This is a genomic window from Limnohabitans sp. T6-5 (assembly GCF_003063315.1).
Classification (GTDB): Bacteria; Pseudomonadota; Gammaproteobacteria; order Burkholderiales; family Burkholderiaceae_C; genus Limnohabitans_A.
Genome location: NZ_NERV01000001.1, coordinates 904,670 through 931,138, shown reverse-complemented (window position 1 = coordinate 931,138; position 26,469 = coordinate 904,670). Strand labels below are relative to the sequence as shown.

Below are 26,469 nucleotides of genomic sequence, written 5' to 3'. Positions count from 1 at the left end.
ATCCCATAAAAAAACCCGGCACGTGTGACCGTGTCGGGTTTTTAGTGCTGACGTTCGACAGCTGAATCAGGGCTTGGCGGCCGAGGGAAACGGCCATGCAGCTTGAGGATTCAGAGTAGTTTGTGCAGCAGGGGCAGCGGGTGCCTTGGCCTTCTTTGCAGCAGGCTTTTTCGCAGCTTTTTTTACAACAGGCTTTTTGGCGGCTGGCTTTTTGGCAGCAGCTTTTTTGGCTGTGGCTTTTTTTGCTGGTGCTGCAGCTTTGGCGGGTGCAGCTTTTTTGGCAGCTGGCTTTTTGGCCGCTACTTTTTTCGCTGCAGCTTGCTTGGCTGGTGCTGCTTTCTTTGCTGGAGCGGCTTTTTTGGCGGCCGGCTTTTTCGCTGCGGCTACTTTTTTAGCGGGTGCAGCTTTTTTGGCTGGCGCAGCTTTTTTGGCCGCTGGCTTTTTGGCTACAGCGGCTTTTTTAGCTGGAGCAGCCTTTTTTGCCGGAGCGGCTTTCTTTGCAGCGGGTTTCTTGGCTGCAGCTACTTTTTTAGCTAGAGCAGCTTTGGCCGGAGCGGCCTTCTTCGCGGGGGCAGCTTTTTTTGCTGCTGCTTTTTTTGCAGTTGCCATGATTTTCTCCTTGATCAAGTTGAGAACTCAACGGAAAGGGAACGCTTGGTGCTTGTTGGAGTGCACAAAGCGATCCATGGCGCTGAGGAATTCCTCAACGCCATGAACGCGGTAAAGCCACACTGCACAACGCCTTGAGGCGTTGGGGAGTGTGGCTTGAAGAGGTGAGTCATGCGAGGGGTGTTCAGAGCTTCAGTCCCAAGACAAGGCCCCGCCAGATTGGTATTCAATGACCCGGGTTTCAAAGAAGTTGCGTTCTTTTTTCAGGTCAATCATCTCGCTCATCCAGGGGAAGGGATTTTCTTCGTTCGGGAAGAGAGCTTCTAGGCCAATTTGGGTGGCCCGACGGTTGGCAATGTAGCGCAAATAGCCTTTGAACATGGAGGCGTTCATGCCCAGCACACCGCGTGGCATGGTGTCTTCGGCATAGCGGTATTCCAGTTCGACGGCCTTGAGGAACAGGTCCTTGATTTCGGCTTTGAACTCGGTTGTCCACAATTGCGGATTTTCGAGTTTGACGGTGTTGATCAGGTCAATGCCAAAGTTGCAATGCATCGACTCGTCGCGCAGGATGTATTGGTACTGCTCTGCAGCGCCTGTCATCTTGTTTTGACGACCCAATGCCAGGATTTGCGTGAAGCCGACATAGAAGAACAGGCCTTCCATCAAGCATGCGAACACGATCAGAGACTTGAGCAAGGTCTGGTCGGTTTGCAGTGTTCCCGTCTTGAAGTTGGGGTCCATGATCGCGTTGATGAACGGGATCAGGAACTCGTCTTTGTCGCGGATGGATTTGACTTCGTTGTAGGCGTTGAAGATTTCGCTCTCATCAAGGCCCAGCGATTCCACGATGTACTGATAAGCATGGGTGTGGATCGCTTCTTCGAAGGCTTGGCGCAGCAGGAACTGGCGGCACTCGGGGGCTGTGATGTGACGGTATGTGCCCAAGACGATGTTGTTGGCGGCCAGTGAATCAGCGGTCACAAAGAAACCGAGGTTGCGCTTGACGATGCGCCGCTCGTCTTCGGTCAGACCGTTGGGGTCTTTCCATAGGGCGATGTCGCGGTTCATGTTCACTTCCTGCGGCATCCAGTGGTTGGCGCAGGTGGCGAGGTATTTTTCCCAAGCCCATTTGTATTTAAAAGGCACCAGCTGATTGACGTCGGTTTGGCCGTTGATGATGCGCTTGTCTGCGGCGTTCATGCGGCGTGGACTTGCAACGGGAGATGCCGCAGCGGGCGCTGCCATTGCATCAGCACCAGATGAGGCAGGCATTGCAGGTTGCAATGCGGGTTTGACTTGATCGTCCCAGGACAGCATAAAAAATTCCAGTCTTCAAATTATGAAAGCATGCACACAAAATGCAAAGCAGTGATTGACGTTATGCGTTTGCGCTGGCCAGAAGTGTTGTTCAATTGCATCGCACCAGGTCTAAGCGTCGAGGTGCGATGCATTGAAAAATCACTGACAGGCTTCGCATCCAGGATCGTCGATAGCGCAGAACTTGATGTCGGTCGCCGGTATGGCGTTCATTTGAGCTTGCGCCGCAGCGGCGGCTGCTTCCAATGCACCCATGCCAGCAGAGGGCGCACCAGAAGAAACGGCATTGTGCGAACCGGCTTGCACCGTCGATTTTTCGACTTGTGTGGCACTTGATGTGCGCAGGTAGTAAGTGGTTTTGAGTCCACGCAACCAGGCCAGCTTGTAGGTGTCGTCGAGTTTTTTGCCCGATGCACCAGCCATGTAGATGTTGAGCGACTGCGCCTGGTCGATCCATTTCTGACGACGTGCTGCAGCTTCGACCAACCAAGTGGTTTCGACTTCAAACGCGGTAGCGTACAAAGACTTGATTTCTTGGGGAACACGGTCGATAGGGCGCAGTGAACCGTCGAAGTGCTTCAGGTCCATGACCATCACGTCGTCCCACAGGCCCTGGCGTTTCAAGTCACGTACCAAGTAGCTGTTGATGACGGTGAATTCGCCCGACAGGTTGGACTTCACGGACAGGTTGCCAAAACATGGCTCGATGGAGGCATCGACACCAATGATGTTGGAGATGGTGGCCGTGGGCGCAATGGCCACGCAATTGGAGTTGCGCATGCCGTTTTGCGCGATTTTCTGACGCAATGCATCCCAGTCCAGAGTGGCGGAGCGGTCTACTTCAACGTAGCCGCCACGTTCGCGGGCCAACAGGTCGAGGGTGTCCAGGGGCAAGATCCCTTGATCCCACAGCGAGCCTTTGTAGCTGTCATATTGACCGCGCTCTTTGGCCAAGTCAGTCGATGCCCAATAGGCGAAATAGCAAATCGCTTCCATCGACTGGTCGGCGAATTCCACGGCCGCTTGTGAGGCGTAAGGAATGCGCATTTCATACAGCGCATCCTGGAAGCCCATCAGGCCCAGACCCACAGGGCGGTGGCGCAAGTTGGAGTCGCGTGCCTTTTTGACGGCGTAATAGTTGATGTCGATCACGTTGTCCAGCATGCGCATGGCTGTTGAGATGGTCTTGCGCAACTTCTCTTGGTCAATGATCTTGCCGTTTGGGCTGTCTTTCAGGTGCTTGGACAAGTTGACCGAGCCCAAGTTACACACCGCCGTTTCGGTATCGCTGGTATTGAGCGTGATTTCCGTGCAGAGGTTGGAGGAATGCACAACACCCGCATGTTGCTGTGGGGAGCGCACATTGCAAGGGTCCTTGAAGGTGATCCATGGGTGGCCGGTTTCAAAAAGCATGGACAGCATCTTGCGCCACAGGTCTGTGGCTGGCACCTTTTTGCTGGGCTTGAGCTCGCCGCGTTCGGCTTTTTGCTCATAGGCAACATAGGCTTTTTCAAATGCAGCGCCAAACAGGTCGTGCAGGTCAGGGCAGTCGGATGGGGAGAACAAGGTCCAGTCCCCCTTTTCCATCACGCGTCGCATGAACAGGTCCGGAATCCAGTTGGCTGTGTTCATGTCGTGCGTGCGGCGGCGATCGTCGCCGGTGTTCTTGCGCAGTTCCAGGAATTCTTCGATGTCCAGGTGCCAAGTCTCCAGATAGGTGCAGACCGCGCCCTTGCGTTTGCCGCCCTGGTTGACCGCCACGGCGGTGTCGTTGACGACTTTGAGGAATGGCACCACGCCTTGTGATTCACCGTTGGTGCCCTTGATGTGCGAGCCCATGGCGCGCACACGGGTCCAGTCGTTGCCCAAGCCACCAGCAAATTTGGACAGCAGGGCGTTTTCCTTGATCGATTCGTAGATGCCGTCCAGATCGTCGGGCACGGTGGTCAGGTAGCAGCTCGACAGCTGTGAGCGCAAGGTGCCGCTGTTGAACAGCGTAGGCGTCGACGACATGAAATCGAATGACGACAGGATTTCGTAGAACTCGATCGCTCGGGCTTCGCGGTCGGTTTCATTGAGCGACAAGCCCATGGCAACGCGCATGAAAAAGGCCTGAGGCATCTCGATGCGGGTCTTGCGCACATGCAGGAAATAGCGGTCATACAGGGTTTGCAGGCCCAGGTAGTCGAACTGCATGTCGCGCTCGGGCTTGAGGGCTGCGGCCAGACGTTTCAAGTCAAACTGCAACAGCTTTTCGTCCAGCAGATCGTTGTCTACGCCCTTTTGGATGAACTGAGGGAAATAGTCGAGGTACGCCTGTGACATCTGGTCTTGCGTCACTTCCTTGCCCAGGATTTCCTTGGCAATGGTGTGCATCAACAGGCGGGCGGTGACGTAGGTGTAGTCCGGGTCTTTTTCGATCAAGGTGCGGGCCGCCAGGATGGAGGCTTTGTAAACCTCTTCCATGGGCACGCCGTCGTACAGGTTGCGCATGGTCTCAGCCACGATAGGCTCGGGGCTCACGTCTTTACCCAGGCCATGGCAAGCGTTGACCATGATGCCTTTGAGGTAGTCCTGATTCAGTGCGACGAGGTTGCCGCCATCGAGCACGTGCAAAGTGGGTTCTTGAGGGGCTGAGGCCACTTGCTGCTGCGCACGGTCCTGATTGCGGCGTTCGCGGTACAGCACGTAGGCTCGTGCGACCTCGTGGTTGCTGCTGCGCATCAGGCCCAGTTCGACTTGGTCTTGCACATCTTCAATATGGAACGTGCCGCCACCTGGCCGGGAGCGCATCAGTGCACGCACCACATTCTTGGTCAAATCTTCCACCACTTCGCGAACGCTGGCAGATGCTGCGCCTTGCGTGCCATGAACCGCCAGAAAAGCCTTCATCAAGGCCACGGCGATTTTGTTGGGTTCAAACGGGACCACGGCGCCGTTGCGGCGAATGATCTGGTAGTGGGTCAGTGCATGACCGCTTGTTGCACTGAGGCTGTCGGATTCTGGCTGGGTCATTGCGCCAGAAGACGAGGAGGTAATGATTGGGTTGGTTTGCATGGTCATGGGCTTCAATGGGGGTGTTTGGTCTCTGTTAAGGAGGGTTGAATTGTCACTAATGTGAATTTTTTTAATTTGTGTTGGACACTATATATGGTGTCCGGGAGCAATTCAAGCCACTACAGGTAGTGTACCGGGGCATTTGCGTGGTCTTTGAGCTTGGATCTAAAAAATTCCAAACTGTCAAAGTCAGTGGAGATTTTCAGTGGGTGAAACGAGGCCTTAAAACCCCAGAAAACATCCACTTTTTGCGACGTGATTCAAGCCTCTGGTGGCTTTTGAAGGGTTTTCCTTTGCAAAACCCTGAAAACACAGGGAATGCGTTGTTGGGCGCGCGCGGGTTACAGGGACATCTGGATGAAGAGGTGTGCGCGGTCACACAACTCTATTTTTTTGATCTGGATGAGATCGCTCAGATGGCGGGGAAACAGGATGCTGAAAAATTCAGCGCAGATTGCAAACGCCGCCATTCAAAACCCGCACCCGGATCTTGCTTGCGACCCGGGGCAATGTGCTCGTGACCTGCCAAGTGCGCAATGGGGTAGTGCTTTTTCAGATCGTTACACAGTTGTGTCAGACGGCTGTATTGCACATCTTCAAACCAATCGCCTTCCAGGCCTTCGAGCTCAATGCCCACGGAATCGTCATTGCAATTGCTGCGGCCCCTGTAGTGCGATGGACCGGCATGCCAGGCCCGGTCGTCACAACTGACAAATTGCCACAGCGCGCCATCGCGCTGGATATAAAAGTGGGCCGACACCTGCAGGCCACGTATGTGTTCAAAGTAAGGATGGGCCTGCCAATCCAGGCGGTTGGTGAACAAGTCCTGAACTTCATGACCGCCGTATTGGCCTGGAGGCAGGCTGATGGAGTGGATGACCACCAGATCAATACAGGCGTTTGTGGGGCGCGGGCCGAAATTGGGTGAATCAAGTCGCTGGGCCGGTTGGTACCAGCCGTCCTGCCAAAGGTGGTCAGGTGTTGAGGGCAGCTCAGGCATCGTGCGCTGCATCAGCCCGCGTTGCGGTCATGGGCTGAAGTGCGGTGCTCGGTGCTGCAATAAGCGCCCTTTTGACCCGACACGGCTTCTTCCACCGGCAGGTGAATGCCGCAGTGGGCACATGTGACCATTTCAGTGGGTCCTGCGGTCGGTGGATTCTGAGAGGGTGTGGCGTTGCCCGCACGGCTGCGTTTGAACGCCCAAATGGCCAGCAAAATGATCAACAGCCAAAACAGGTACTTCATCCTGCACGTCCCAACAAAATTTCAAGAACAAAGCGCGAGCCTGCATAAGACAGCAGCAGCAAACCCGCGCCCGTGTACAGCACCCGCACGGCGCGGCGACCCCGCCAGCCCCATTGGCTGCGCCCGATCAGCAAAACCGCAAAAGTCAGCCAGGACAGCAAGGCAAACACGGTTTTGTGATCCCAACGCCAATGGCTATGGCCTTGCCCGTACAGGCTTTCACCAAACAGAGCACCCGCCACCAGCGTCGCGCTCAGCAGCACGAACCCGACGCTCACAAAACGAAAGGTCAGCCGCTCCAGCGTCAGCAAGGGCAAACCGCTGTCCGCTTCCTGTCCTTGTCGGATGTCGTGCTCTGTGCGGGTCATCATCCAGGCGTGAACAACGGCAGCGGCAAACATGCCATAAGCGGACAAACCCAAAGCCCAATGCAAAGGCAGCCAAGGCGAGGTCAGAGACGACAGCAAACTGCCTGGAAAAAAACAGGCCAGCAGCACGGCCACCGCCCCCAGCCCACCCATGGCCCAACGGGCCTTGAGCTGAGGAAAAATGTGTCGCTCCACCATATAAGCGGTCACCACCAACCAAGCCATGACCGACAAGGCTGGTGCAAACCCGAAGCGCACTGGCCCCGCCAGCAAGCCCAGCAACGCAACGGCATGGGCGGCCCAAGCCAACCACAGCAAGCGGCGAGCGCGTTCATCGCTCAAGCGCGTGCCGGCCACGGCGGCCAGTGCATAGGCCAGCGCAGCCAGCCCTGAGGCGGGCAACATCCAGAATGGGGTACTCGCTAAAATCATGGGTCCGAGTTTAGCCTTTCAGGTGTGGCCACAGGGGCTTCACCACCACGGTTGACCGGTTATTTCTGGATCTCCCCATGGCCTCCGCCCTGACCGACAAACTTTCACGCCTCGTCAAGACCCTCAGCGGACAGGCCCGCATCACCGAATCCAACGTGGCCGACATGCTGCGCGAAGTGCGCATGGCCCTGCTGGAGGCTGACGTGGCACTTCCCGTGGTGCGCGATTTCATCGCCCGCGTGAAAGACAAAGCGCTGGGGCAAGAAGTCATGGGTTCTTTGAAGCCCGGCCAAGCCTTAGTGGGCGTGGTCAACCGCGAGCTGGCCGCCACCATGGGCGAAGGTGTGTCAGACATCAACCTGGCCGCGCAGCCGCCCGCTGTGATTTTGATGGCCGGTCTGCAAGGTGCTGGTAAAACGACCACCACCGCCAAGCTGGCCAAACACCTGATCGAAAAGCGTAAGAAAAAGGTGCTGACCGTTTCAGGTGACGTGTACCGCCCCGCCGCGATTGAACAGCTCAAGACCGTCACTGCGCAGGCCGGTGCTGAATGGTTCCCCAGCTCACCCGACCAAAAGCCCATTGACATTGCCCGCGCCGCCATCGACTACGCCCGCAAGCACTTTTTTGATGTGTTGCTGGTTGACACCGCCGGTCGCCTGGCGATTGACGAAGCCTTGATGACTGAAATCAAGGGCCTGCACGCTGAACTCAAGCCGGTTGAAACCTTGTTCGTGGTGGATGCCATGCAAGGTCAGGACGCGGCCAACACCGCCAAGGCGTTCAGCGACGCCTTGCCTTTGACCGGCATTGTGTTGACCAAACTCGATGGCGACTCGCGCGGCGGTGCTGCCCTGTCTGTGCGCCAGATCACGGGCGTGCCGATCAAGTTTGCAGGTACCAGCGAAAAAATTGACGGACTGGAAGTGTTCGATGCTGAGCGTCATGCAGGCCGTGTGCTGGGCATGGGCGACATCGTGGCCTTGGTGGAACAAGTCACTGCGGGCGTGGACATGGAGGCCGCGCAAAAACTGGCCGCCAAGGTCAAGAGCGGCGGCAGCTTCGACCTGAACGACTTTTTGGCGCAGATCCAGCAGATGAAGCAAATGGGTGGCCTGTCCAGCCTGATGGACAAGCTGCCATCGCAATTGACTGCCAAGGCTGGGTCCATGGACATGGACAAGGTTGAAAAAGACATTGGCCGCAAGCAAGGCATCATCCACAGCATGACGCCCAAAGAGCGCAGCAAGCCTGAATTGATCAAGGCCACACGCAAGCGGCGCATTGCTGCGGGCGCGGGCGTTCAGGTGCAAGACGTCAACCGCATGCTCAAGGAGTTTGAGCAAATGCAGGACATGATGAAAAAAATGTCCGGCGGCGGCATGATGAAAATGATGAAACGAATGGGTGCCATGAAAGGCATGATGGGCGGCGGGGGCTTCCCCGGCATGCCACGCTGATCGCCAATACTCCCCGTAGGTCGCTACTCGAAGATTCCGACATGATTGTGGGCCGACACGTTCGGGCATGGGCGTTGCTGCTTGGCTGCCCAACGTCAGGGTCTTCGACCACCGACCTACGAATTCCCAATAGCCCGGGGCGTTGATCACCGCCGATCGAAATCCCAACGGCTTGGGGCGTGATCAACACCGATCGAATTTCCATTTGCTTGGGTCGTTGACCTCCGTCGATCGAATTGGGTTGTGACCCCCCGCCGACCAAATCCTCGTAGGTCGGTACTCGAAGAGTCCGACATGATTGTGGGTCGACACGTTCGGGCATGGGCGTTGTTACTTGACGGGCCAATGTCGGGGTCTTCGACCACCGACCTACAAAATCTACGGTGGTTTCAATACTGGCTCTCGGGCAGCGTCACCTGCAGGCCGTCCAGCGCTTCGGTCAGCATGATCTGGCACGACAGGCGGCTGCCCGGCGCGCGTGCTTGGGCGGTGAAGGCCAGCATGCCGTCCTCGTCACTTGAAGCAGGCGGCAGCTTGGATTGCCAATCTGATTGAACCACCACATGGCAGGTCGCGCAGGTCAGCAGACCGCCGCAATCGGCCTGGATGCCGTCCAAGTTGGCATCGACTGCGGCTTGCATCAGGCTCTGGCCGGGCTGCACTTGCAGGCTGTGCGCGGCTTGGGTCGGGTCGTGGGGTTGCAGGTGGATCGTGATCATGGGGGCATGGCGCTCAAACGCGCTTTATAGGGGTTGTTAAATTCGGCCGAAGTATTCGCGCTTGTGAAACTCCAGCACGTCTTCGGCCTGGGTCAGGCGCCGGTGTTCGGCCAGTTTGATGGTGCTGTAGTAATCCACCCAGGGCTGACCCATGGCTTGGCACAAGGCCGCATCTTGCTGCAGCGCCTGCACCGCATCGGCCAAAGACGTGGGAATAGAGACAGACCCTGATGCATAAGGCGTTTCAGTGGCCTCAGGTGCTTGCAACTGCGCGTCCACACCATCAAGCCCTGCGTGGATTTGCGAGGCCATGTACAGATAAGGGTTGGCCGCCGGTTCGCCCAAGCGGTTTTCAATGCGGGTGGCCTGGTCGCCGGGTTCGCCGATGACGCGCAGCATCGCACCCCGGTTGTCACGACCCCACAAAATCGACTGCGGTGCCATCGCGTTGGGCCGAAAGCGCCCATAGCCATTGCTGGTGGAGGTGCACAGGGCGGTGAGCGCCGGAGCGTGCGCCAACAATCCGGCCAGCCAGCCAGCACCCGCATCGCTCAGCACCTGCCGTGCATCGCGTGAACTGCTGCCGGGCGCGGGCGTGTCGCGCATGAACACGTTGCGCCCCGTGGCCAACTCGCAGACCGATTGGTGCAGGTGCCAACCGCTGGACATGATGTGTTCAAACGGCGGGCGGCACATGAAGGTCGCGTGGTAACCGGCGCGGCGCAGGGCCTGACGCGTGGCGTTGCGAAACAGCACCATCTGGTCGGCGGCCGTGAGCGCGTCGCTCACGTCAAACACCGCTTCGACCTGGCTGGGGCCGAGTTCGATTTCGAGCGAGATCAGCGGCAAGCCCAGCGCCTGCGCGGTGCGCTGCACGATGCGCAGCGGCTCTTCGGCCCGGTCCATCCAGCCTTCGGTCAGCAGGTTGTAGCCCGGGTGGATCAGGCTGACTTCGGGCGCGGGGCCGGGCCAGGCGGCGCGATCCGGGTCCAGGTCTGCCCCATGCAGCGGGTCTTTGAGGCGGTAGATGTGGAATTCGACTTCGAGCCCGCAGCGCATTTGCCAGCCGCGCTCGGCCAAGCGCAACACGGCTTGTTGCAGCACATGGCGCGAATCGAGCGGCACGATGCGGCCGTCGGCAAAGTAGGGCTGGAACTGCAGCCAGCCGGTCTTGTCGGCCCAGGGCAGCACATGCCAGCTGGCCGGGTCGGGCATGAGCGTGAAATTGCTGGCCCCGGCAAAGCCAGGCAGGGTGTCTTCGATGCCCGACTCGAACACCTTGAAAGCGGTGCGGTCCGAGCTGTCTTTGAGCAGCAAGGTGCTGACCATGCCGATGCCGTTGGCCAGCGCTTGGCGCAGCTGCGAGGCCACGATGGTTTTGCCGCGCACCACGCCGTGCAGGTCGCACCAGCCCAGGCGGATCAGCTCGATGCCCGAGGCCTCGACCTGCCGCACCAATTGCTCGCAAGCTGCTTGGCGTTCGCGGCTGTGCAGGCCGCAGCGTTCAGCGAAGCTCATGCCGCGCTCGTGTTGGCTGGGGTGTCCGCTGGCGTGGGCGTATGGCCCGGCAGTGCCGCGTCCCACGGTGCGCCGCTGCGCTTGGCATCACAAGCCTCGCGCCACCACTGCGGCCATTGCCCGCTGGGCGCGATGCCGTCCACCGTGTCGGGGCCGATGCGTTGGCTGGCCACGGCGCCCTGCGCAAAGCCGGGTGGCAAGCCCCCGGCCTGCACCGTCTCAATGGCTTTGAGCAAGATGCGGCGGTTGGCCATGATGACCTTGTCGCTGGTGCCCAGGTGTTCGCGGGTGCGGTCCTGGATCGCGCCCATGCTCTCGCAGGCCCACTGGTCGTGCACGTTGATGTCGTCTTCCCCCATGCCCAGGTAGGTGCGCGCCACTTGCTCTTCGGGGTTGAAGCCCCAGTGGTTGTGCTTGCCCGCTTTGGGGATGTAGTCGGGCAGGGTGACCGAGGGCAGGCGCTGGTTGCGCATGGCCTCTTTGTCCACCGGCCCGGCAAAGCTGGTGAACACCGAATACCAATAGGTGTGCGTGTCGTCCACCGGCACATGCATCTGCGTGATGGTCATGGTCTCCGACAGCGGAATCACAAAGGTGTGCGGAAACAGCGCGTTGGTCACCCGCACATGGGTCAGCGCCTCGTTGATCGGGCGCAGGGCCGTCAGGCGCAGGCCCGCATCGGTGGGCTCAAACGAAATTTCCGGCTGGTCCAGCTCGCGCATCACCCGCGTCATGGGCCAGCGCTCGCCTTGCACATCGCCCGCGCTCGCGCCGCGAAACTGGCGACCATAGCTGCCTTCGAGCGACTCGTCATTGAAAAAGCGGTGCAGGTACGACGCGTGTGCCGGGTCAATGCCCACCTCAAACGCTTGCAACCAGTTGCAATGCCACAGCCCTTTGAAGGCAAAGGTGTGCGTGGCGGGGGCGCTGAAAGCGTCGATGGCGGGCAGTTGCGGAGGCGTCTGGCCTTCGGGGCCGAACCAGCCAAACACAATGCCACTGCGCTCAATGATCGGGTAGCTGCGCTGGCGCACACGCTTGCACAGCGTGCTGCCGGTGGGCTCGGCGGGGGTTTCGATGCATTGACCCGTGACGTCAAACTTCCAGCCGTGAAAAGGGCAGCGCAGGCCATCGCCTTCGTTGCGGCCAAAGGCCAGGTCAGCGCCTCGGTGTGGGCAGTCGCGGTCGAGCAAGCCATATTCGCCCTGTGCGTTGCGAAACAGCACCAGGTCTTGCCCCAAAATGCGCACAGCTTTGACGGGACGAATCGCCATGCGCGGGTCGAGCGCGGGGTTGAATTCGTCCACCAGGGCGACGGGCTGCCAATAGTGGCGCATCACCTCGCCGCAGGGCGTGCCCGGGCCAATGCGGGTGATGAGTTCGTTCTGTTCTGCTTTCATGTAAGCCTCTGACTTGCGCCGTGTGTCTGTCTTTGTGGTGTGCTCGTCCCTGTGGCGGGACAGGCCTGTCTCTTGTCAATCAGTTTAAACGGCTGTGTGGACGCGGCCTGCCAACAGGCGACACGATGGACGGAGCTTGATGCGTGTCAATTTCGGGGCAGGCCATTTGGACCGCCATGACGCAAAATCCTGCGCATGACACACGCACTTTTCATCTACGGCACCCTGATGCCCGGCCTGCGCTTGGAGGCCGAAATGCATGGCGCCCGATTCATGGGGCCAGCTCAGGTGCCTGGACGCTTGGTCGATCTGAGCCGCTATCCTGGTTTGTTGCATGGCGAGGGTTCAGTGGTCGGCGAAGTTTACGAAGTCGATGACGCACACCTGGCCCGACTCGATGGGGTCGAAGACATGGTGCCCAGCGATCGAGCCGCCTCGCAATACTGGCGCGAAGAAGTGACCGTGCTCAGCGGCCCGCTGCAAGGCCAGCGGGTGCAGACCTATGTGTACAACCGCACGGTGGATGGCTGCAGGCCCATCGCGCATGGCGACTACCGTCGCTACATCCGCGAAGTCGGGCGCGACTCCTGATCCCCCGTAGGTCGGCGGTCGAAGACCCCGACATTGAACCTGCGCCCAGCCCACAAGGACAGGCCTGAAGATAACGAGAGAGATTCGTAGGTCGAAGGCTTTAGCCCGGGCATGCCTTGGCCGTGCGCTGTGTCGGGGCTGAAGCCCCCGACCTACAAAACACCGTGCCCACATCCCCACGCCGGAACCAGCGCGTTCGTGCAATCGCCACGGCCCTTCGCGTTCGTACAAACGACGCAATCCCCACCGACACCGCATGTCGGCACTCGAAGAGTCCGACATGTGCCGGCACCACCCCAGCGCCAACAAATGGCGTCACAGGTCGATCCACCCAGTGTCGGGGTCTACGACCACCGACCTACAAACGCAGGTCGTTCCATCAGTCCCGGCATGTCGCCCGGCATCAATCTTTGATCACCAACTCCCCGCGCAGCGAGTGCGACAGGCCTTGGGTGATGCGCACATCGGCCATCTGACCGATCAGGCGGTCCATGTTCGGGCCGCCGGGGAAGTTGACCACCCGGTTGCACTCGGTGCGGCCCGCCAGCTCGGTCGCGTCCTTGCGTGAAGGGCGCTCCACCAAAATGCGCTGCACCGTGCCCACGCGGCTCTCGCCAATGCGCTGCACGTTCTCTTCGATGGTCGCTTGCAGGTGGTGCAGGCGGCGCAATTTTTCGGCGTGTGGTGTGTCGTCCTGCAGGTTGGCCGCTGGCGTGCCGGGGCGGGGACTGAAGATGAAGCTGAAGCTGGTGTCAAAACCCACATCGGTGATCAGCTTCATCATCTTGTTGAAGTCGTCTTCGGTCTCGCCGGGGAAGCCCACGATGAAATCGCTGCTGAGCGACATGTCGGGGCGGATCGCCCGCAGCTTGCGGATCGTGCTCTTGTATTCCATGGCGGTGTAGCCGCGCTTCATGGCCATCAAGATGCGGTCCGAGCCGTGCTGCACCGGCAGGTGCAAGTGGCTCACCAGTTTGGGAATCTTTTCGTACGCGTCAATCAGGCGCTGTGTGAACTCATTCGGGTGGCTGGTCACGTAGCGGATGCGCTCGATGCCTGGCATGTCAGCCACGTATTCCAGCAACAAGGCAAAGTCGGCAATCTCTGAGGTGCCACCCATCTTGCCCCGGTAAGCGTTCACGTTCTGGCCCAGCAGGGTGATCTCTTTCACGCCCTGCGCTGCCAGGCCCGCCACTTCAACCAGCACATCGTCAAACGGGCGCGACACTTCTTCGCCCCGGGTGTAGGGCACCACGCAGTAGCTGCAATATTTGCTGCAGCCTTCCATGATCGACACAAAGGCCGTGGCGCCGTCCACCTTGGCGGGCGGCAGGTGGTCAAACTTTTCAATCTCGGGGAAGCTGATGTCGACTTGCGGGCGTTGCTTGCGCTCGCGATCGGCCAGCAACTCGGGCAAGCGGTGCAGGGTCTGCGGGCCAAACACCACGTCCACATAAGGCGCACGCTTGATGATCTCGGCACCTTCCTGGCTGGCCACGCAGCCGCCCACGCCAATCAGCACGCCCTTGGCTTTCAGGTGCTGCACCCGGCCCAGATCGCTGAAGACTTTTTCTTGCGCCTTCTCGCGCACGGAGCAGGTGTTGAACAAAATCAGATCGGCCTCGTCCACATCCTGCGTGGGCTCATAGCCCTGGGCCGCGCCCAGCACATCGGCCATCTTGTCCGAGTCGTACTCGTTCATCTGGCAGCCAAATGTTTTGATGAAGACCTTCTTGCTCATGCGGCCTCCACGGCGTTCAGGGAGGTGATGAAGTCAAGGCAAAGCAAAGCACGCCCGAAAAGGGCCAAAGTGCAGCGGTTCATGGTGTAGATCCAGAGGCTGTTGAGGGGAAGCGCTTGGGGCGCTGGGGAGGGGTGATTATCGCAGGGGGTCATGCATGGAATTTTTCAAGTCGGACAAACCTTATCCCAGGGCGTCAAAAGTCATTCTTTCTTGCAGTAGTGTCCGGTTTATTTGATAGCCAACTCGCTGCAAGCGAGTAACGGCAAGGGTTTCAGAGGTTTCATGGGTGTCCACGATTTGAATTTTATTTTGCACACTAGGCATGCTCCAAGGGTTCAATCACCTGGAGATGCCCATGAACGCAGGCAAAACCTTGTTCGCGCAGGTCATGGACTTTGTGCCCTGGAAGACCTTTGGTCGCATCGTCGATCGCCATCGCGGCGATGCTGGGGTGCGCACGCTCAGTTGTACCGAGCTGTTTCGCATCATGGCGTTTGCCCAACTGACTTGGCGCGAGTCTTTGCGCGACATCGAAGCATGTTTGACGGCCAATCAGTCCAAACTTTTTCACATGGGCATGCGCCACATTCCTGCACGCTCGACGCTGGCCGATGCCCTGAACTCTCGCGACTGGCGTATTTACCATGCTCTGGCGATGCGATTGATCGACCGAGCCCGCAGACTGTATGCACAAGAACCCATGGGCGTGGATTTGGATGCCACCGTCTACGCCTTGGACTCCACCACCATCGACCTGTGTCTGGGTTTGTTCGACTGGGCACCGTTTCGCTCCACCAAGGCCGCTGTGAAGATGCACACCTTGCTGGACTTGCGCGGCGCAATTCCCGCCTTCATCCACATCAGCGACGGCAAGATGCACGATGTGCATGTGCTGGACATGATGCCCATCGAGGCGGGCGCTTTCTACGTCATGGACAGGGGCTATCTGGACTTCTCTCGCCTGTACGCCATGCACCAGTGCGCCGCCTTCTTCGTGACCCGTGCCAAGAGCAATATGAACGCCCGGCGTGTGTACTCGGCCCCTGTAGACAGAACCACGGGCCTTGTCTGCGATCAGACCATTGCGCTCAATGGGCAATACGCCAGCAAGGACTACCCCGAGCACTTGCGGCGCATCAAGTTCAAGGACCCGCAGACGGCAAAGGTGTTGGTCTTTCTGACCAACAACATGACACTGCCAGCGTTGACCATCACAGCCCTGTACAAGAACCGTTGGCAGGTCGAGTTGTTCTTCAAATGGATCAAGCAGCATCTGCGAATCAAGAAGTTTTTGGGCACCAGCGAGAACGCAGTCAAGACGCAAATCTGGTGCGCCGTGGCCACTTACGTGCTGATTGCCGTTGTCAAGAAGGAGTTGCAATTGAAAGCCTCGCTCTACACTTTTCTACAGATTTTGTCGGTGTCTGTTTTCGAGAAAACGTCGATTTCATGCGCCTTGCAGACCGATGCTTACATAACCGCACCACCTGACTGCGCTAAGCAGTTGAATTTGTTCACTTTTTAACCGGACACTACTGATTGCATAGCCAATTCACGTTGGCGTTCGGAGTCGGTGGTGTCCAGCAGGCGCTGTGCTGCGCACAGGCGGGGCAATATGCCTTCATCGTCCCCCATCAGGTTTTCTGCTCTGCGAGTGAGTGTTTTGTCTGACAGTGCCCAACGCTGGCTTGGCGCGGCAACAGGTTTGCTGCCCACTTGTGCCCATTGGTGAATGGTATCGCCTGGGGTGATTTTGCGTGGGCTGGGCGACTGGTAGATCAGTTCGGCATCGCTTTCCATGCTGCATTGGATGGCGCAGGCGTGGCGCATGCGTTCGAGCAAACGAGCCACGGCTTGTTGCATGCTTTGGCTGGGGCTGACCATTTCGCAGGCGCCGCCGCTGACTTCGGCCAGCTCTCGCAGCAGGCTTTCGGCCGGGGCGCTGCCCACGCCCAGCGCAAACAGACGGTGGCCCGACTGACGCACAGTGGCAACGATGTTTTCAATGTTCCAGACTTCGCCGTCTGTGATGAGTAGGATGCTGGCCGCTTCAACAGGGCGTTCGTCTTCATGCCTAATCCGAATCACTGCTTCAAGTGCGCGGTCCATTTCGGTGCCACCCAATTCAGCTTTGATGTTGCGGGCTTCTGAACGCAGGCGACGCTGATAAGACTCGGTGCACCGTTGTAGCCGGGGCAGTACATGCAAAGGATGGCTGCCAAAGCGCGTCATTGAGACTTCGTCGTCATTCTCCAGTTGATGGAACAGCCAGTCCAGAGCATCACGGGCTTGTTCGTTGCTGTCGCCTTGCATGGAGCCCGAGCCGTCCACCAGCACTTTCATGCGCAGCTTGGCAGGCGCGGTGTTGGCAGCATCCCAATGGGCTGTAGCGCTGGTCAGCAGGGTGTATTGGCCGGGTTGCGTGGCGTCGGCGCTGGCCATGGCAAAGACCATGTCTTTCAGGCCGTGGATGGTCAGCACAAAGTCGCGGTCCAACCAGGCTTTGTTTTGCAGTTTGACCATCACACCGTTTTGGTGTTTAACCCGCTGTACGCCATGCGATGGGCTGGTGATGGTGCCTTGGGCCAATGGGTTGGCGATGTCGAGCGACACATGCAGGCGGTATTCGGCGAGTGGACTGGCCGCTGCGGTCTGGTGTGGAGCCAGGCCGCCTTGGCTGTGTTCGTCACCATAGCGCGGGGCTATTGTTGTGGGCAGGCTCAAACGCAGCATGCCGCCCTCCAGCTTGAGCAGTTGGGCGTATTCCAGCTCGATCACCACCTCGTCGCCGGGCAGTATGTTGCCCAGGTTGGCGGTGTAGAGGTCTTTGCCCGAGCGCTCCAGCATCACGGGCAAGTCGCCGGACTGGATGGCTTTTTCGTAAGTGGTTTCTGCTTCTTTCTTTTCGACCACGGTGCCGGTCATGCGTTTGCCGTTGAGTTCGACCGCCATGCCCAATAACACGCTACCCCAAGCCAAGGGGAAGGTGTAAACGCATTCGAGGTTGTCGCCCGTGGTGTTGCGGTAGACCTGCCGCAGCTTCATGCGCAGCATCAGGCCTTGCAGTTGGCCTTGGGCCAGCACCGATTGCAGGGCGACGGCTTGTCCGTCATCGCGGCTTTTGAGGCCCATCACTTCATTGCTCATTTTTGTTTTCCCATGCAGACATGACGGTGCGCACAAAGGCGCGGAGTTGTTCGGGTGACAAGCCCGCTTCTTGCGGGTCGATTTGCAGTTCCACCCCTGGCGCGATGAACACATGACTGCGCACGCGGATGCTGCCGGGCTGTTGTTGGCGCTCAGGCACGGGCGATTCGCCACCGGCCATGACGGCGCGGATGCGCTCCAACGACACCCCTGAGTCGGCCAGCTTGCGGATTTGCATGAGTTGGCCCAAATGCAAGGGCGTGTAGTGCGCTGCCCGTGTCTCGCCCACTGGCCGGTCCACCAAGCCCAGCTGCATGTAATAGCGGACCGTGCGCTTGGGCAAATCGGTCAGCGCACAGAGCTGGTCTATGGAGTAGGTGGTGGTCATGGGGTTATTGTGACATAAATACTGTCGCAATGACTGTCTTTAATAAAACGAGCCTTATCCTGTCCTTAAGTTGTGCGTTCCAAGACTTGCACGGACTGTGTTTGTGGTTAACGTAATCTTATATAAATTAAATTTCCATAATAATTTTTGCGCATAACGTGCAAAAAAATGCATCTGATGCATAATTTGATCCATGTTGATTGAATTTTCAGTGAGCAATTACCGCTCCATCCACCAACGCCAGACTCTGAGCATGGCGGCTGCGGTCGCCTATGACGAGTTGCTGGCGACGAACACGTTTGAAGTCAGTGCGGGCAGCAGCCTGCCACGCTTGGTGCGCTCGGCGGTGATGTATGGTCCCAATGCGTCTGGCAAGAGCACATTGATTGCTGCGCTGAAATTTCTGCAAGAGCTGGTTTTGCGTTCGCACCAGCATCAGGCGGGGGACGCACTTGATGTGGTGCCTTTCAGGCTGTCGCCCCAATCGCGTTCCGAAGACAGCGAGTTTGAAGTCACTTTTGTAGAGGGCGCGGTGCGTTACGAATACGGCGTGCGCTGCAACGCCGTGCGGGTGACCGAAGAGTGGCTATTCGCCTACCCGCAAGGCCGTGCTCAAAAGTGGTTCCACCGTGCCTGGGATGCCGAGGCAGGCAAAGACGTTTACAAGTTCAGCGCCCAGTTTGTGGGCGGGCGTAAACGCCAGGACTGGGCGGATGAAACCTTGGAGAACACGCTGTATTTCTCGAAAGCCGTTCAAAACAAGCAAGAGCAACTGCGCCCCGTGTTTGATTGGTTCAAAGACCGCTTGCGCGTGGTGGATGCGCCGCACAGTCTGAGCGCGGGCTACACGATGCAACGCTGCCAAAACGCCGCCGACCGGCAGCGGATTGTTGATTTCATGAACATGGCAGACCTGTGCATTGCAGACCTTCGGCTTGAAGAGTCTACGTTTGCCGTTGAGCAGTTGCCCAAAGGCATGCCGTCTGCTGTCCGCGATCAAATTGCCAAGGACCTGGATGGCAAGAAGATCACCTCGATCAAGTTTGTGCACCAGGACGTGGTCACTGGCGAGGGCGTGGAGTTTGCGGAAGATGAAGAGTCAGACGGCACCCGCGCCTTGTTTGCTTTTGCTGGGCCTTGGCTGGATGTGACCGAAAACAACCGTGTGCTGGTGGTGGATGAGCTTGATACCAGCTTGCACCCGATGCTGGTCCATTACCTGGTCAAGCGTTTGCACTTGGAGAACTCCAAGGCGCAGTTGATTTTCACGACGCACGACACCACGCTGCTGAGCCAAAGAATTCTGCGGCGTGACCAGGTGTGGTTCATGGAAAAAGACGCACAACGGGCCTCCAAGTTGTACCCCTTGTCTGACTTCAGCCCGCGCGAGAACGAAGCGATTGAACGCGGTTATCTGAATGGCCGTTATGGCGGTATTCCGTTTTTGAAGGGTCTGGACTTTTATGGGGTCTGACGATCTGTTCAAAAAGCGCAAGGCCAGGGCCAGCAACGCCCTGGCCAGGCAGCAGCAGCAGCGGGCGCAGAGCCCACGCTGCTTGATCGTCTGTGAAGGCAGCAAGACCGAGCCGCATTACCTGGCCGAGTTACGCGAGGTGCGGGGCATTCCACATTCATGGGTGAACATCAAGCCCAGTGAGGGTTCGTCGCCAGACCGTGTAGTGCAGACGGCCGAGAAACTGTATGCCGAAGACGCTCAAATGGGCGACAGTTTTGACCAGGTTTTTTGCGTCTTTGATCGCGATGCGCACCCAACGTTCAGCGCGGCCTTGCAACGCGCGCGTGAGCTGGCAGCAGGCGGCAAGCCTTTCAATGCCATCACGTCAACGCCTTGTTTTGAGTTCTGGTTTTTGCTGCATTTTGGCTATTCGGATGCGCCTTTTGCCAAGGCGGGCAACAAATCGGTGGGCGACGTGGTGGTCAGCCAGTTCAAAACCAAAGCGGGCTTGGCGCAATACGGGAAGGCTCAACGTGGCTTGGCCGCGCTGCTTCAAGGCAAGCTGGCCACCGCCGCCAAGCATGCCAACAAGTTGCGGCAGTCCGCCGCCAAAACCCTCAAACAAGATCCTCAAATCCACGCCAACCCCTGGACGAATGTGGATGAGTTGGTTCAGTACATTGAAGGCTTGAAGCATTGCCCCACCTACCAAGGTGACTGAGCTGGTTCAGGTGCTGGATGACATCAAGCACCGAGCTGCGGCTTGATGATCATTTGATCCTTCGGATATTCCCATGCAAATTTTGTTAGACGTTCCAGAAAAATACTTGGATGTGATGCATTGCAGCAAAGAGGATTTCCAGCGGGATGCCAAATTGGCCATAGCTATCAAATTTTTTGAAATGAAACGCCTGTCTGCGGGCATGGCGGCAGCACTGGCCGGGTTAGACCGCCTTTCATTTATGGGAGAGTTGTCAAGATTTGGTGTGACATCGATCGATTTGCTCAAAGACGAGTTGTCCGACGATGTCCGCAACGCCTGAACGCTCGGCTGTTTGTTCAGCAACGAAGTTCGCTGGATGTCTCACTTTTGCTTGAGTAGTTCTGGCTGCCGCTAAGCGATCATCCAGATTTGACATCACAACTTCGGCGGCGATTCCATTACCCAGACGTTTTGTTTCCTCAATGGCCGCAATGCCTTTGTGCTGGAATGGCGTAAGAGTCACAGTGACCTAATTTGAATGAAATATGTCAGACGCGCATCAGCAAGAAGATCGGCAGTCGTTGTTTGACCGTTGATGTAATTGTTCAGCTTGTGCAGAAGATTTTTGCTGGGTTTCAAGTTTTCGATGCGCAAGGTTCCCAGGGTATTGGCCACAACTCTTTGACGGTCAGCCGCAGTCGTGAGTGGCCTTGAGTGTTTAGGCATTCTTCGGCTTGAAAAACATCGGATAAGCCCTTTGCACCGTCGGGCTGTCATAGGCCCAGCTGTGGCATTGGCCCAGGAAGTAGGGCGCTTGGGTGATTTCGGGCTGGGGCTGTCCGGCCAGCTCGCGGCGGTGCCATTGACCGGCGGGCAGGGTCTGGAAGGCGGCGGTGGCCATGTTGAACAGCATTTCGCGCAAGTGGGTGCAGCCTTCGGTGCCGCCTACGTGTTGGTTGATCACTTTGCGCCAGCCTGGGCCCATGGTGCAGCCGATCAGCCGGTGCAAGGTGGCGGGGGCCTGCGTGCACTCAGGGTGGGGGATGTCGTCCATCGAGGTGGCGATGTCCTGGATGACCATCTTGTTGTCGAGTGTGACGCGGATTTTCAGGTTGTGGATCGGCTCGTTGGCTGGAAAGGGCCGTTCGTTTGAAACTTCAAAACCATAGGTCTTGACGTCGGTCAGTTGGGCTTCGATGTCCCACAGGCCGTCTTCGCGGTCATAGCCTTGGTACACCACGGTTCGCGTATGTGACAGTTTTCGGGGGGAGGGAGGGGGAAGTGCCAATGGAATTCTCGCGGGTCTGATGTTGAATCACCTGATCATAGCCACGCAGGAGCCCCGAACATGTCCCACACCATCCACCCCGCCGTCCGCCGCCAGACCATCGCCGATGCCTTGCGCCGCACCGCGATCCGCCTGCCCGCCAAGACCGGCATCGTGTGTGGCAGCACCACCTGGACGTATGCCGAGTTCGATGCGCTGGTGACGCGCCTGGCCGCAGGCCTGGCCAGCATCGGCGTGGCCGAGGGCGACAAGGTGGCGGTGCTGGCCCGCAACTCGCACGGCTTTGCCGCGCTGCGCTTTGCACTGGCCCGCCGGGGCGCGGTCATGGTGCCGATCAACTTCATGCTCAAGGCCGAAGAGGTCGCCTACATCTTGCGACACGCAGGCGCCAAAACACTGGCCACCGACAGCGGCCTGGCCGAGCTGGCGCAGGCTGCAGCCAAGCTGGACACGCAGGTGCAGCAGTTCATTTGGCTGCCGTCCGAAGACCCGAGCCAGCCTGTGGTCGGCATGCACAGCTTTGACACCTTGGCCGCTTGCCCCGATGCTCTGCCCGATTTGCGGCTGGGCAGTTACGACGTGGCGCAGATCGTCTACACCAGCGGCACCGAATCGTCGCCCAAAGGCGCACAACTCACGCACGACGCCGTCATGTGGCAGTACGTCAGCTGCGTGATCGACGCCGAAATCGCCGAGGCTGATGTGGCCCTGCACGCGCTGCCGCTGTACCACTGCGCCCAGCTCGATGTATTTTTTGGTCCGGCCATTTACATGGGCAGCACCAACGTCATCACGTCCAAACCCACGCCCGACAACCTGTTGCCGATGATCGAGAAGTTCGGCATCACCAGCTTCTTTGCACCGCCTACGGTGTGGATCGCCTTGCTGCGCTCGCCCCTGCTGGATGCCGACAAACTCTCCAAGCTGGCCAAGGGCTACTACGGCGCGTCCATCATGCCGGTGGAGGTGCTCAAAGAGCTGGCCGCACGTCTGCCCAAGGTGCGCTTGTGGAACTTGTACGGCCAGACCGAAATCGCGCCCTTGGCCACCATGCTGGCCCCCGAAGACCAGCTGCGCAAACCCGGCTCGTGCGGCAAGGCGGTGCGCAACGTTGAGACCCGTGTGGTGAATGACGCCATGCAGGATGTGGCCGTGGGCGAGGTGGGCGAGATCGTGCACCGCTCGCCGCATTTGATGCTGGGTTACTTTCACGACGATGAGCGCACCAAGGCCTCGTTTGAGGGCGACTGGTTCCACAGCGGGGATCTGGGCATGATCGACGACGAGGGCTACATCACCGTGGTGGACCGCAAGAAGGACATGATCAAGTCCGGCGGCGAAAACGTGGCCAGTCGCGAGGTGGAAGAGATGATCTACCGCCTGCCGCAAGTGAGCGAGGTGGCTGTGATCGGCTTGCCTGACCCTAAATGGGTGGAGGCTGTGACGGCGGTCATCGTGGTCAAGGCTGGTCAGTCTTTGGACGAAGCAGCGGTGATCGCCCACTGCGCCCAGCACATGGCGGGCTTCAAGACACCCAAGCGCGTGGTCTTTGCCGACGCGCTGCCCAAGAACCCGAGCGGTAAGCTGCTCAAGCGTGACTTGCGCCAGCGTTACGCCTGAGTCTATGGATCCGACAAGCTGAAGTTTGAATTGATTGCACCGTCACCCCGTAGGTCGGTGGTCGAAGACCCAGACGTTTGTTCATCACGCCCACAGGCCCATGGCAAGCAGCACTGCTCATCGCAGAAACGTCGGACTCTGCGCGTGCCGACCTACAAGAAGACCTGTGGTTTTGTAGGTCGGTGGTCGAAGACCCCGACATTTGTTCATCACGCCCATAGGCCCATGGCAAGCAGCACTGCTCACCCCACAAACGTCGGACTCTGCGAGTACCGACCTACGGGGAGGCTTGTGGTTTTGTAGGTCGGTGGTCGAAGACCCCGACGTTTGTTCATCACGCCCACAGGCCCATGGCAAGCAGCACCGCTCATCGCAGAAACGTCGGACTCTGCGAGTGCCGACCTACAAGAAGACCTGTGGTTTTGTAGGTCGGTGGTCGAAGACCCCGACGTTTGTTCATCTCGCCCACAGGCCTATGGCAAGCAGCACTGCTCATCGCAAAAACGTCGGACTCTGCGAGTGCCGACCTACAAGAAGACCTGTGGTTTTGTAGGTCGGTGGTCGAAGACCCCGACGTTTGTTCATCTCGCCCACAGGCCTATGGCAAGCTGCACTGCTCATCGCAGAAACGTCGGACTCTGCGAGTACCGACCTACGGGGAGGCTTGTGGTTTTGTAGGTCGGCGGTCGAAGACCCCGACATTGGATGGCCTTGCATGCTGCTCAGGGTGCAGCGTCCACCTCTTTTTGCAGCAGCAGCCAGGCCTTGAAGTGTTCCAGCATGGGCCGGGGTTGGGCTGTTTGCGGCTGCACCAGGTAATAGGCCCGCTGTCCGCGAATCGGGCGGTCGCAGGCCACCACCAGCTCGCCGCTGGCCAGCTCTGATGGAATCAGCAGCGTGGGCATGAGGGCCACGCCCAAGCCGCAGCGGGCCGCGGCCACCTGCATTGAAAAAAGCTCATACCTCGGCCCGGCCATGGCCCGTGGGGCATCCACGCCCTGCGCGTCAAACCACTGGCGCCAGGCCTCGGGGCGGGTGGAGGGTTGCAGCAAGGGCAGGTGCGCCAGGGCTTCGGGCGGCAGAGCTTGGGTCTGGCCCAGCAGTTCGGGGCTGCACACGGGCAGGACTTCTTCGTCAAACAAGTGCGTGGCCGCTGTGCCCGCCCATTGCGCCACTTGCGCCGGAGTGCCCGCGTACAGGGCCGCGTCCAGCCCCGAGTCGCTGAACATGAAGGGGCGTGTGCGGGTTTCGATGTGGATGGGCGTTTGCGGGTGGGCCTTGGCAAAGCCGGGCAGGCGGGGAATGAGCCAGCGTGACGCAAAGGTGGGCACGGCCGCCAGCGTCAGGCTCTCGCCCAGGCCTTGTCTGCCCATCAGGTCCAGCGTGTCGCGCTCCAGCGCGTCCAACCGGGTGCTGATCTGGCGCACATAGTCTTGCCCGGCCGGTGTCAATTGCATGCCATGCTGCCCGCGCTTGAACAGCGGCACGCCCAGCAGGTCTTCGAGCGCGGCCACCTGGCGCGAGACGGCGCCTTGTGTCAGGGCCAGCTCTTGCGCCGCTTTGGTGAAGCTGGCGTGCCGGGCGGCGGCTTCAAAGCAGATCAGGGCCTGGGTGGAGGGGAGTTTGCGGCGCATGGTGTGGGTTCTGGGGTTGTCAGATCATACAAAATGTCATATCTGGGTGAAAAACAATCGTTTGATTCTTGGCGGTTTTCACTCTAGGATCGCAGCATCTTCTTGTTTTTTGAAAGACACCATCATGAGTTCCAGTCACCGCTTTTCCTGGTCTGACCCTTTTCAGCTCGAGTCTCAACTCACCGATGACGAGCGCCAGGTCAGCGAGGCCGCCCGCGCCTATTGCCAGGAACGCCTGCTGCCCCGCGTGACGGACGCCTTTCTTCATGAGACCACCGATCGCGCCATCTTCAATGAGATGGGCGAGCTGGGCCTCTTGGGCGCCACCATCCCCGAGCAATACGGCGGTGCAGGCCTCAACTATGTTTGCTACGGCTTGGTCGCTCGCGAAGTCGAGCGCGTGGACTCGGGCTACCGCTCCATGATGAGCGTGCAGTCATCCCTGGTGATGGTGCCGATCAATGAGTTTGGCACCGAAGCCCAAAAGCAAAAGTACCTGCCCAAGCTGGCCCGTGGCGAGTGGGTCGGCTGTTTTGGCCTGACCGAACCCAACCACGGCTCTGATCCCGGCAGCATGATCACCCGCGCCAAGAAGGTGCCCGGCGGCTACAGCCTGTCCGGCGCCAAGATGTGGATCACCAACAGCCCCATCGCCGACGTGTTCGTGGTCTGGGCCAAGGATGACGGTGGCGCCATTCGCGGTTTCATTTTGGAAAAAGGCTGGAAAGGCCTGTCGGCCCCCGCCGTGCACGGCAAAGTTGGTCTGCGCGCCTCGATCACGGGCGAGATCGTCATGGACGAAGTCTTCTGCCCAGAAGAAAACGCCTTCCCCGAAGTGCGCGGCTTGAAAGGCCCCTTCACCTGCCTGAACAGCGCCCGCTACGGCATCGCCTGGGGTGCCTTGGGCGCTGCCGAAGACTGCTACGCCCGCGCCCGCCAATACGTGATGGACCGCCAGCAGTTTGGCCGCCCCTTGGCCGCCAACCAGCTCATCCAAAAGAAGTTGGCCGACATGCTGACCGAAATCAGCCTGGGCCTGCAGGGCTGCTTGCAGCTGGGCCGCATGAAAGACGCAGGGACTGCCTCGGTGGAAGTGACCTCCATCCTCAAGCGCAACAGCTGTGGCAAGGCACTCGACATCGCCCGCCTGGCGCGCGACATGATGGGTGGCAACGGCATCAGCGCCGAATACGGCGTGGCCCGCCACTTGGTCAACCTGGAAGTGGTCAACACCTACGAAGGCACGCACGATGTGCACGCCCTGATCCTGGGCCGCGCCATCACCGGCATCGCGGCGTTCTCCAATTGACCCACGCAACCCGGTAGCCTTGTTGGTCGGCACTCGCAGAGTCCGACGTTTCTTGGATGACCGGTGATGCTTGTCATGGGCCTGTGGGCATGGCAAGCAAATGTCGGGGTCTTCGACCGCCGACCTACAACACCACAGGTCTTCTCGTAGGTCGGTACTCGCAGAGTCCGACGTTTCTGCGATGAGCGGTGCTGCTTGTCATGGGCCTGTGGGCATGGCAAGCAAATGTCGGGGTCTTCGACCGCCGACCTACAACACCACAAGCCTCCACGTAGGTCGGCACTCGCAGAGTCCGACGTTTCTGCGGTGAGCGGTGATGTTTGTCATGGGCCTGTGGGCATGGCAAGCAAATGTCGGGGTCTTCGACCGCCGACCTACAACACCACAAGTCTTCTTGTAGGTCGGCACTCGAAGAGTCCGACGTTTCTGCGATGAGCGGTGATGTTTGTCATGGGCCTGTG

22 protein-coding genes are annotated in these 26,469 nt (G+C 59.0%); 8 read left to right on the top strand and 14 right to left on the bottom strand.

Annotation, left to right across the window (positions count from 1 at the left end; translation table 11 throughout):
• Positions 1-66: 66 nt before the first annotated feature.
• The 6 genes from B9Z51_RS04035 to B9Z51_RS04010 form a co-directional block, all read right to left on the bottom strand.
• A complete protein-coding gene (locus B9Z51_RS04035) occupies positions 67-609 on the bottom strand; it encodes a histone (protein WP_108372717.1) in 543 nt (180 codons plus the stop codon).
• A 192-nt stretch (positions 610-801) separates the two neighbouring features.
• Complete coding sequence (locus B9Z51_RS04030; protein ID WP_108371969.1) at positions 802-1,929, bottom strand: ribonucleotide-diphosphate reductase subunit beta; 1,128 nt, start codon at positions 1,927-1,929, stop codon at positions 802-804.
• Positions 1,930-2,070: 141 nt separating this feature from the next.
• Entirely contained in the window at positions 2,071-4,944 is a 2,874-nt protein-coding gene (locus B9Z51_RS04025; protein ID WP_233254807.1) for a ribonucleoside-diphosphate reductase subunit alpha, read from the bottom strand.
• Between the two features lie 454 nt (positions 4,945-5,398).
• Positions 5,399-5,998, bottom strand: a complete 600-nt coding sequence (ampD, locus tag B9Z51_RS04020; protein WP_233254806.1) for a 1,6-anhydro-N-acetylmuramyl-L-alanine amidase AmpD — start codon at positions 5,996-5,998, stop codon at positions 5,399-5,401.
• Entirely contained in the window at positions 5,998-6,231 is a 234-nt protein-coding gene (locus B9Z51_RS04015) for a PP0621 family protein (protein WP_108371967.1), read from the bottom strand. Before B9Z51_RS04015 ends, ampD begins: the two co-directional genes overlap by 1 nt.
• The gene (locus B9Z51_RS04010; RefSeq protein ID WP_108371966.1) at positions 6,228-7,031 is read right to left on the bottom strand and encodes an inner membrane protein YpjD; all 804 of its coding nucleotides are present in this window, start codon (positions 7,029-7,031) and stop codon (positions 6,228-6,230) included. Before B9Z51_RS04010 ends, B9Z51_RS04015 begins: the two co-directional genes overlap by 4 nt.
• A 77-nt stretch (positions 7,032-7,108) precedes the next feature.
• On the opposite strand from B9Z51_RS04010, the gene ffh reads away from it, so the two are divergent.
• Positions 7,109-8,491, top strand: coding sequence for a signal recognition particle protein (gene ffh / locus B9Z51_RS04005; protein WP_108371964.1), 1,383 nt, complete (start codon positions 7,109-7,111; stop codon positions 8,489-8,491).
• 389 nt (positions 8,492-8,880) lie between these two features.
• On the opposite strand, the gene B9Z51_RS04000 is transcribed toward ffh, so the two are convergent.
• Genes B9Z51_RS04000 through B9Z51_RS03990 form a run of 3 tightly spaced genes read right to left on the bottom strand, consistent with a single transcriptional unit; the run spans position 8,881 to position 12,128 of the window.
• Entirely contained in the window at positions 8,881-9,210 is a 330-nt protein-coding gene (locus B9Z51_RS04000) for a 2Fe-2S iron-sulfur cluster-binding protein (RefSeq protein ID WP_108371962.1), read from the bottom strand.
• A 36-nt stretch (positions 9,211-9,246) separates the two neighbouring features.
• On the bottom strand, positions 9,247-10,728 hold the full coding sequence (locus tag B9Z51_RS03995; RefSeq protein ID WP_108372713.1) for a glutamine synthetase family protein: 1,482 nt from the start codon (positions 10,726-10,728) through the stop codon (positions 9,247-9,249).
• A complete protein-coding gene (locus tag B9Z51_RS03990) occupies positions 10,725-12,128 on the bottom strand; it encodes an aromatic ring-hydroxylating dioxygenase subunit alpha (protein ID WP_108371960.1) in 1,404 nt (467 codons plus the stop codon). Before B9Z51_RS03990 ends, B9Z51_RS03995 begins: the two co-directional genes overlap by 4 nt.
• A gap of 195 nt (positions 12,129-12,323) precedes the next feature.
• Here B9Z51_RS03990 and B9Z51_RS03985 point away from each other — a divergent pair, with 195 nt between their 5' ends.
• Positions 12,324-12,719, top strand: a complete 396-nt coding sequence (locus tag B9Z51_RS03985; RefSeq protein WP_108371958.1) for a gamma-glutamylcyclotransferase — start codon at positions 12,324-12,326, stop codon at positions 12,717-12,719.
• A 403-nt stretch (positions 12,720-13,122) separates the two neighbouring features.
• Here the strand turns inward: B9Z51_RS03985 and miaB are convergent, their stop codons facing one another.
• Positions 13,123-14,460 (bottom strand): tRNA (N6-isopentenyl adenosine(37)-C2)-methylthiotransferase MiaB, encoded by a 1,338-nt coding sequence (gene miaB / locus B9Z51_RS03980; protein WP_108371956.1) that lies wholly within the window; start codon positions 14,458-14,460, stop codon positions 13,123-13,125.
• 358 nt (positions 14,461-14,818) lie between these two features.
• Here miaB and B9Z51_RS03975 point away from each other — a divergent pair, with 358 nt between their 5' ends.
• Positions 14,819-15,988 (top strand): IS4 family transposase, encoded by a 1,170-nt coding sequence (locus tag B9Z51_RS03975; RefSeq protein WP_108372711.1) that lies wholly within the window; start codon positions 14,819-14,821, stop codon positions 15,986-15,988.
• Here the strand turns inward: B9Z51_RS03975 and B9Z51_RS03970 are convergent.
• Together B9Z51_RS03970 and B9Z51_RS03965 are read right to left on the bottom strand one after the other, a co-directional pair.
• Positions 15,985-17,610: a VIT and VWA domain-containing protein gene (locus B9Z51_RS03970; protein WP_158272820.1), complete on the bottom strand. Its 1,626-nt coding sequence runs from the start codon at positions 17,608-17,610 to the stop codon at positions 15,985-15,987. The genes B9Z51_RS03975 and B9Z51_RS03970 overlap by 4 nt on opposite strands.
• Positions 17,600-17,998, bottom strand: coding sequence for a helix-turn-helix domain-containing protein (locus B9Z51_RS03965; protein ID WP_108371952.1), 399 nt, complete (start codon positions 17,996-17,998; stop codon positions 17,600-17,602). The genes B9Z51_RS03970 and B9Z51_RS03965 overlap by 11 nt, the downstream gene beginning before the upstream one ends.
• Positions 17,999-18,191: 193 nt before the next feature.
• Between B9Z51_RS03965 and B9Z51_RS03960 the strand changes: the two genes are divergently transcribed.
• The 3 genes from B9Z51_RS03960 (at position 18,192) to B9Z51_RS03950 (ending at position 20,497) form a co-directional block, all read left to right on the top strand.
• Positions 18,192-19,472 carry an ATP/GTP-binding protein gene (locus B9Z51_RS03960; protein WP_108371950.1) on the top strand — a complete coding sequence of 427 codons (1,281 nt, stop codon included), beginning with the start codon at positions 18,192-18,194 and terminating at the stop codon, positions 19,470-19,472.
• Positions 19,462-20,175 carry an RloB family protein gene (locus B9Z51_RS03955; protein ID WP_108371948.1) on the top strand — a complete coding sequence of 238 codons (714 nt, stop codon included), beginning with the start codon at positions 19,462-19,464 and terminating at the stop codon, positions 20,173-20,175. The genes B9Z51_RS03960 and B9Z51_RS03955 overlap by 11 nt, the downstream gene beginning before the upstream one ends.
• A 73-nt stretch (positions 20,176-20,248) precedes the next feature.
• Positions 20,249-20,497 (top strand): UPF0175 family protein, encoded by a 249-nt coding sequence (locus B9Z51_RS03950; protein WP_108371946.1) that lies wholly within the window; start codon positions 20,249-20,251, stop codon positions 20,495-20,497.
• Between the two features lie 378 nt (positions 20,498-20,875).
• Here the strand turns inward: B9Z51_RS03950 and B9Z51_RS03945 are convergent, their stop codons facing one another.
• Positions 20,876-21,397 carry a DUF2889 domain-containing protein gene (locus B9Z51_RS03945; protein ID WP_108371944.1) on the bottom strand — a complete coding sequence of 174 codons (522 nt, stop codon included), beginning with the start codon at positions 21,395-21,397 and terminating at the stop codon, positions 20,876-20,878.
• Between the two features lie 108 nt (positions 21,398-21,505).
• Between B9Z51_RS03945 and B9Z51_RS03940 the strand changes: the two genes are divergently transcribed.
• Entirely contained in the window at positions 21,506-23,065 is a 1,560-nt protein-coding gene (locus B9Z51_RS03940; RefSeq protein WP_199227441.1) for an acyl-CoA synthetase, read from the top strand.
• A 722-nt stretch (positions 23,066-23,787) separates the two neighbouring features.
• On the opposite strand, the gene B9Z51_RS03935 is transcribed toward B9Z51_RS03940, so the two are convergent.
• Complete coding sequence (locus tag B9Z51_RS03935) at positions 23,788-24,699, bottom strand: LysR substrate-binding domain-containing protein (protein ID WP_108371942.1); 912 nt, start codon at positions 24,697-24,699, stop codon at positions 23,788-23,790.
• Between the two features lie 124 nt (positions 24,700-24,823).
• Here B9Z51_RS03935 and B9Z51_RS03930 point away from each other — a divergent pair, with 124 nt between their 5' ends.
• Positions 24,824-26,008 (top strand): acyl-CoA dehydrogenase, encoded by a 1,185-nt coding sequence (locus B9Z51_RS03930; protein ID WP_108372708.1) that lies wholly within the window; start codon positions 24,824-24,826, stop codon positions 26,006-26,008.
• The last annotated feature ends 461 nt before the right edge of the window (positions 26,009-26,469 follow it).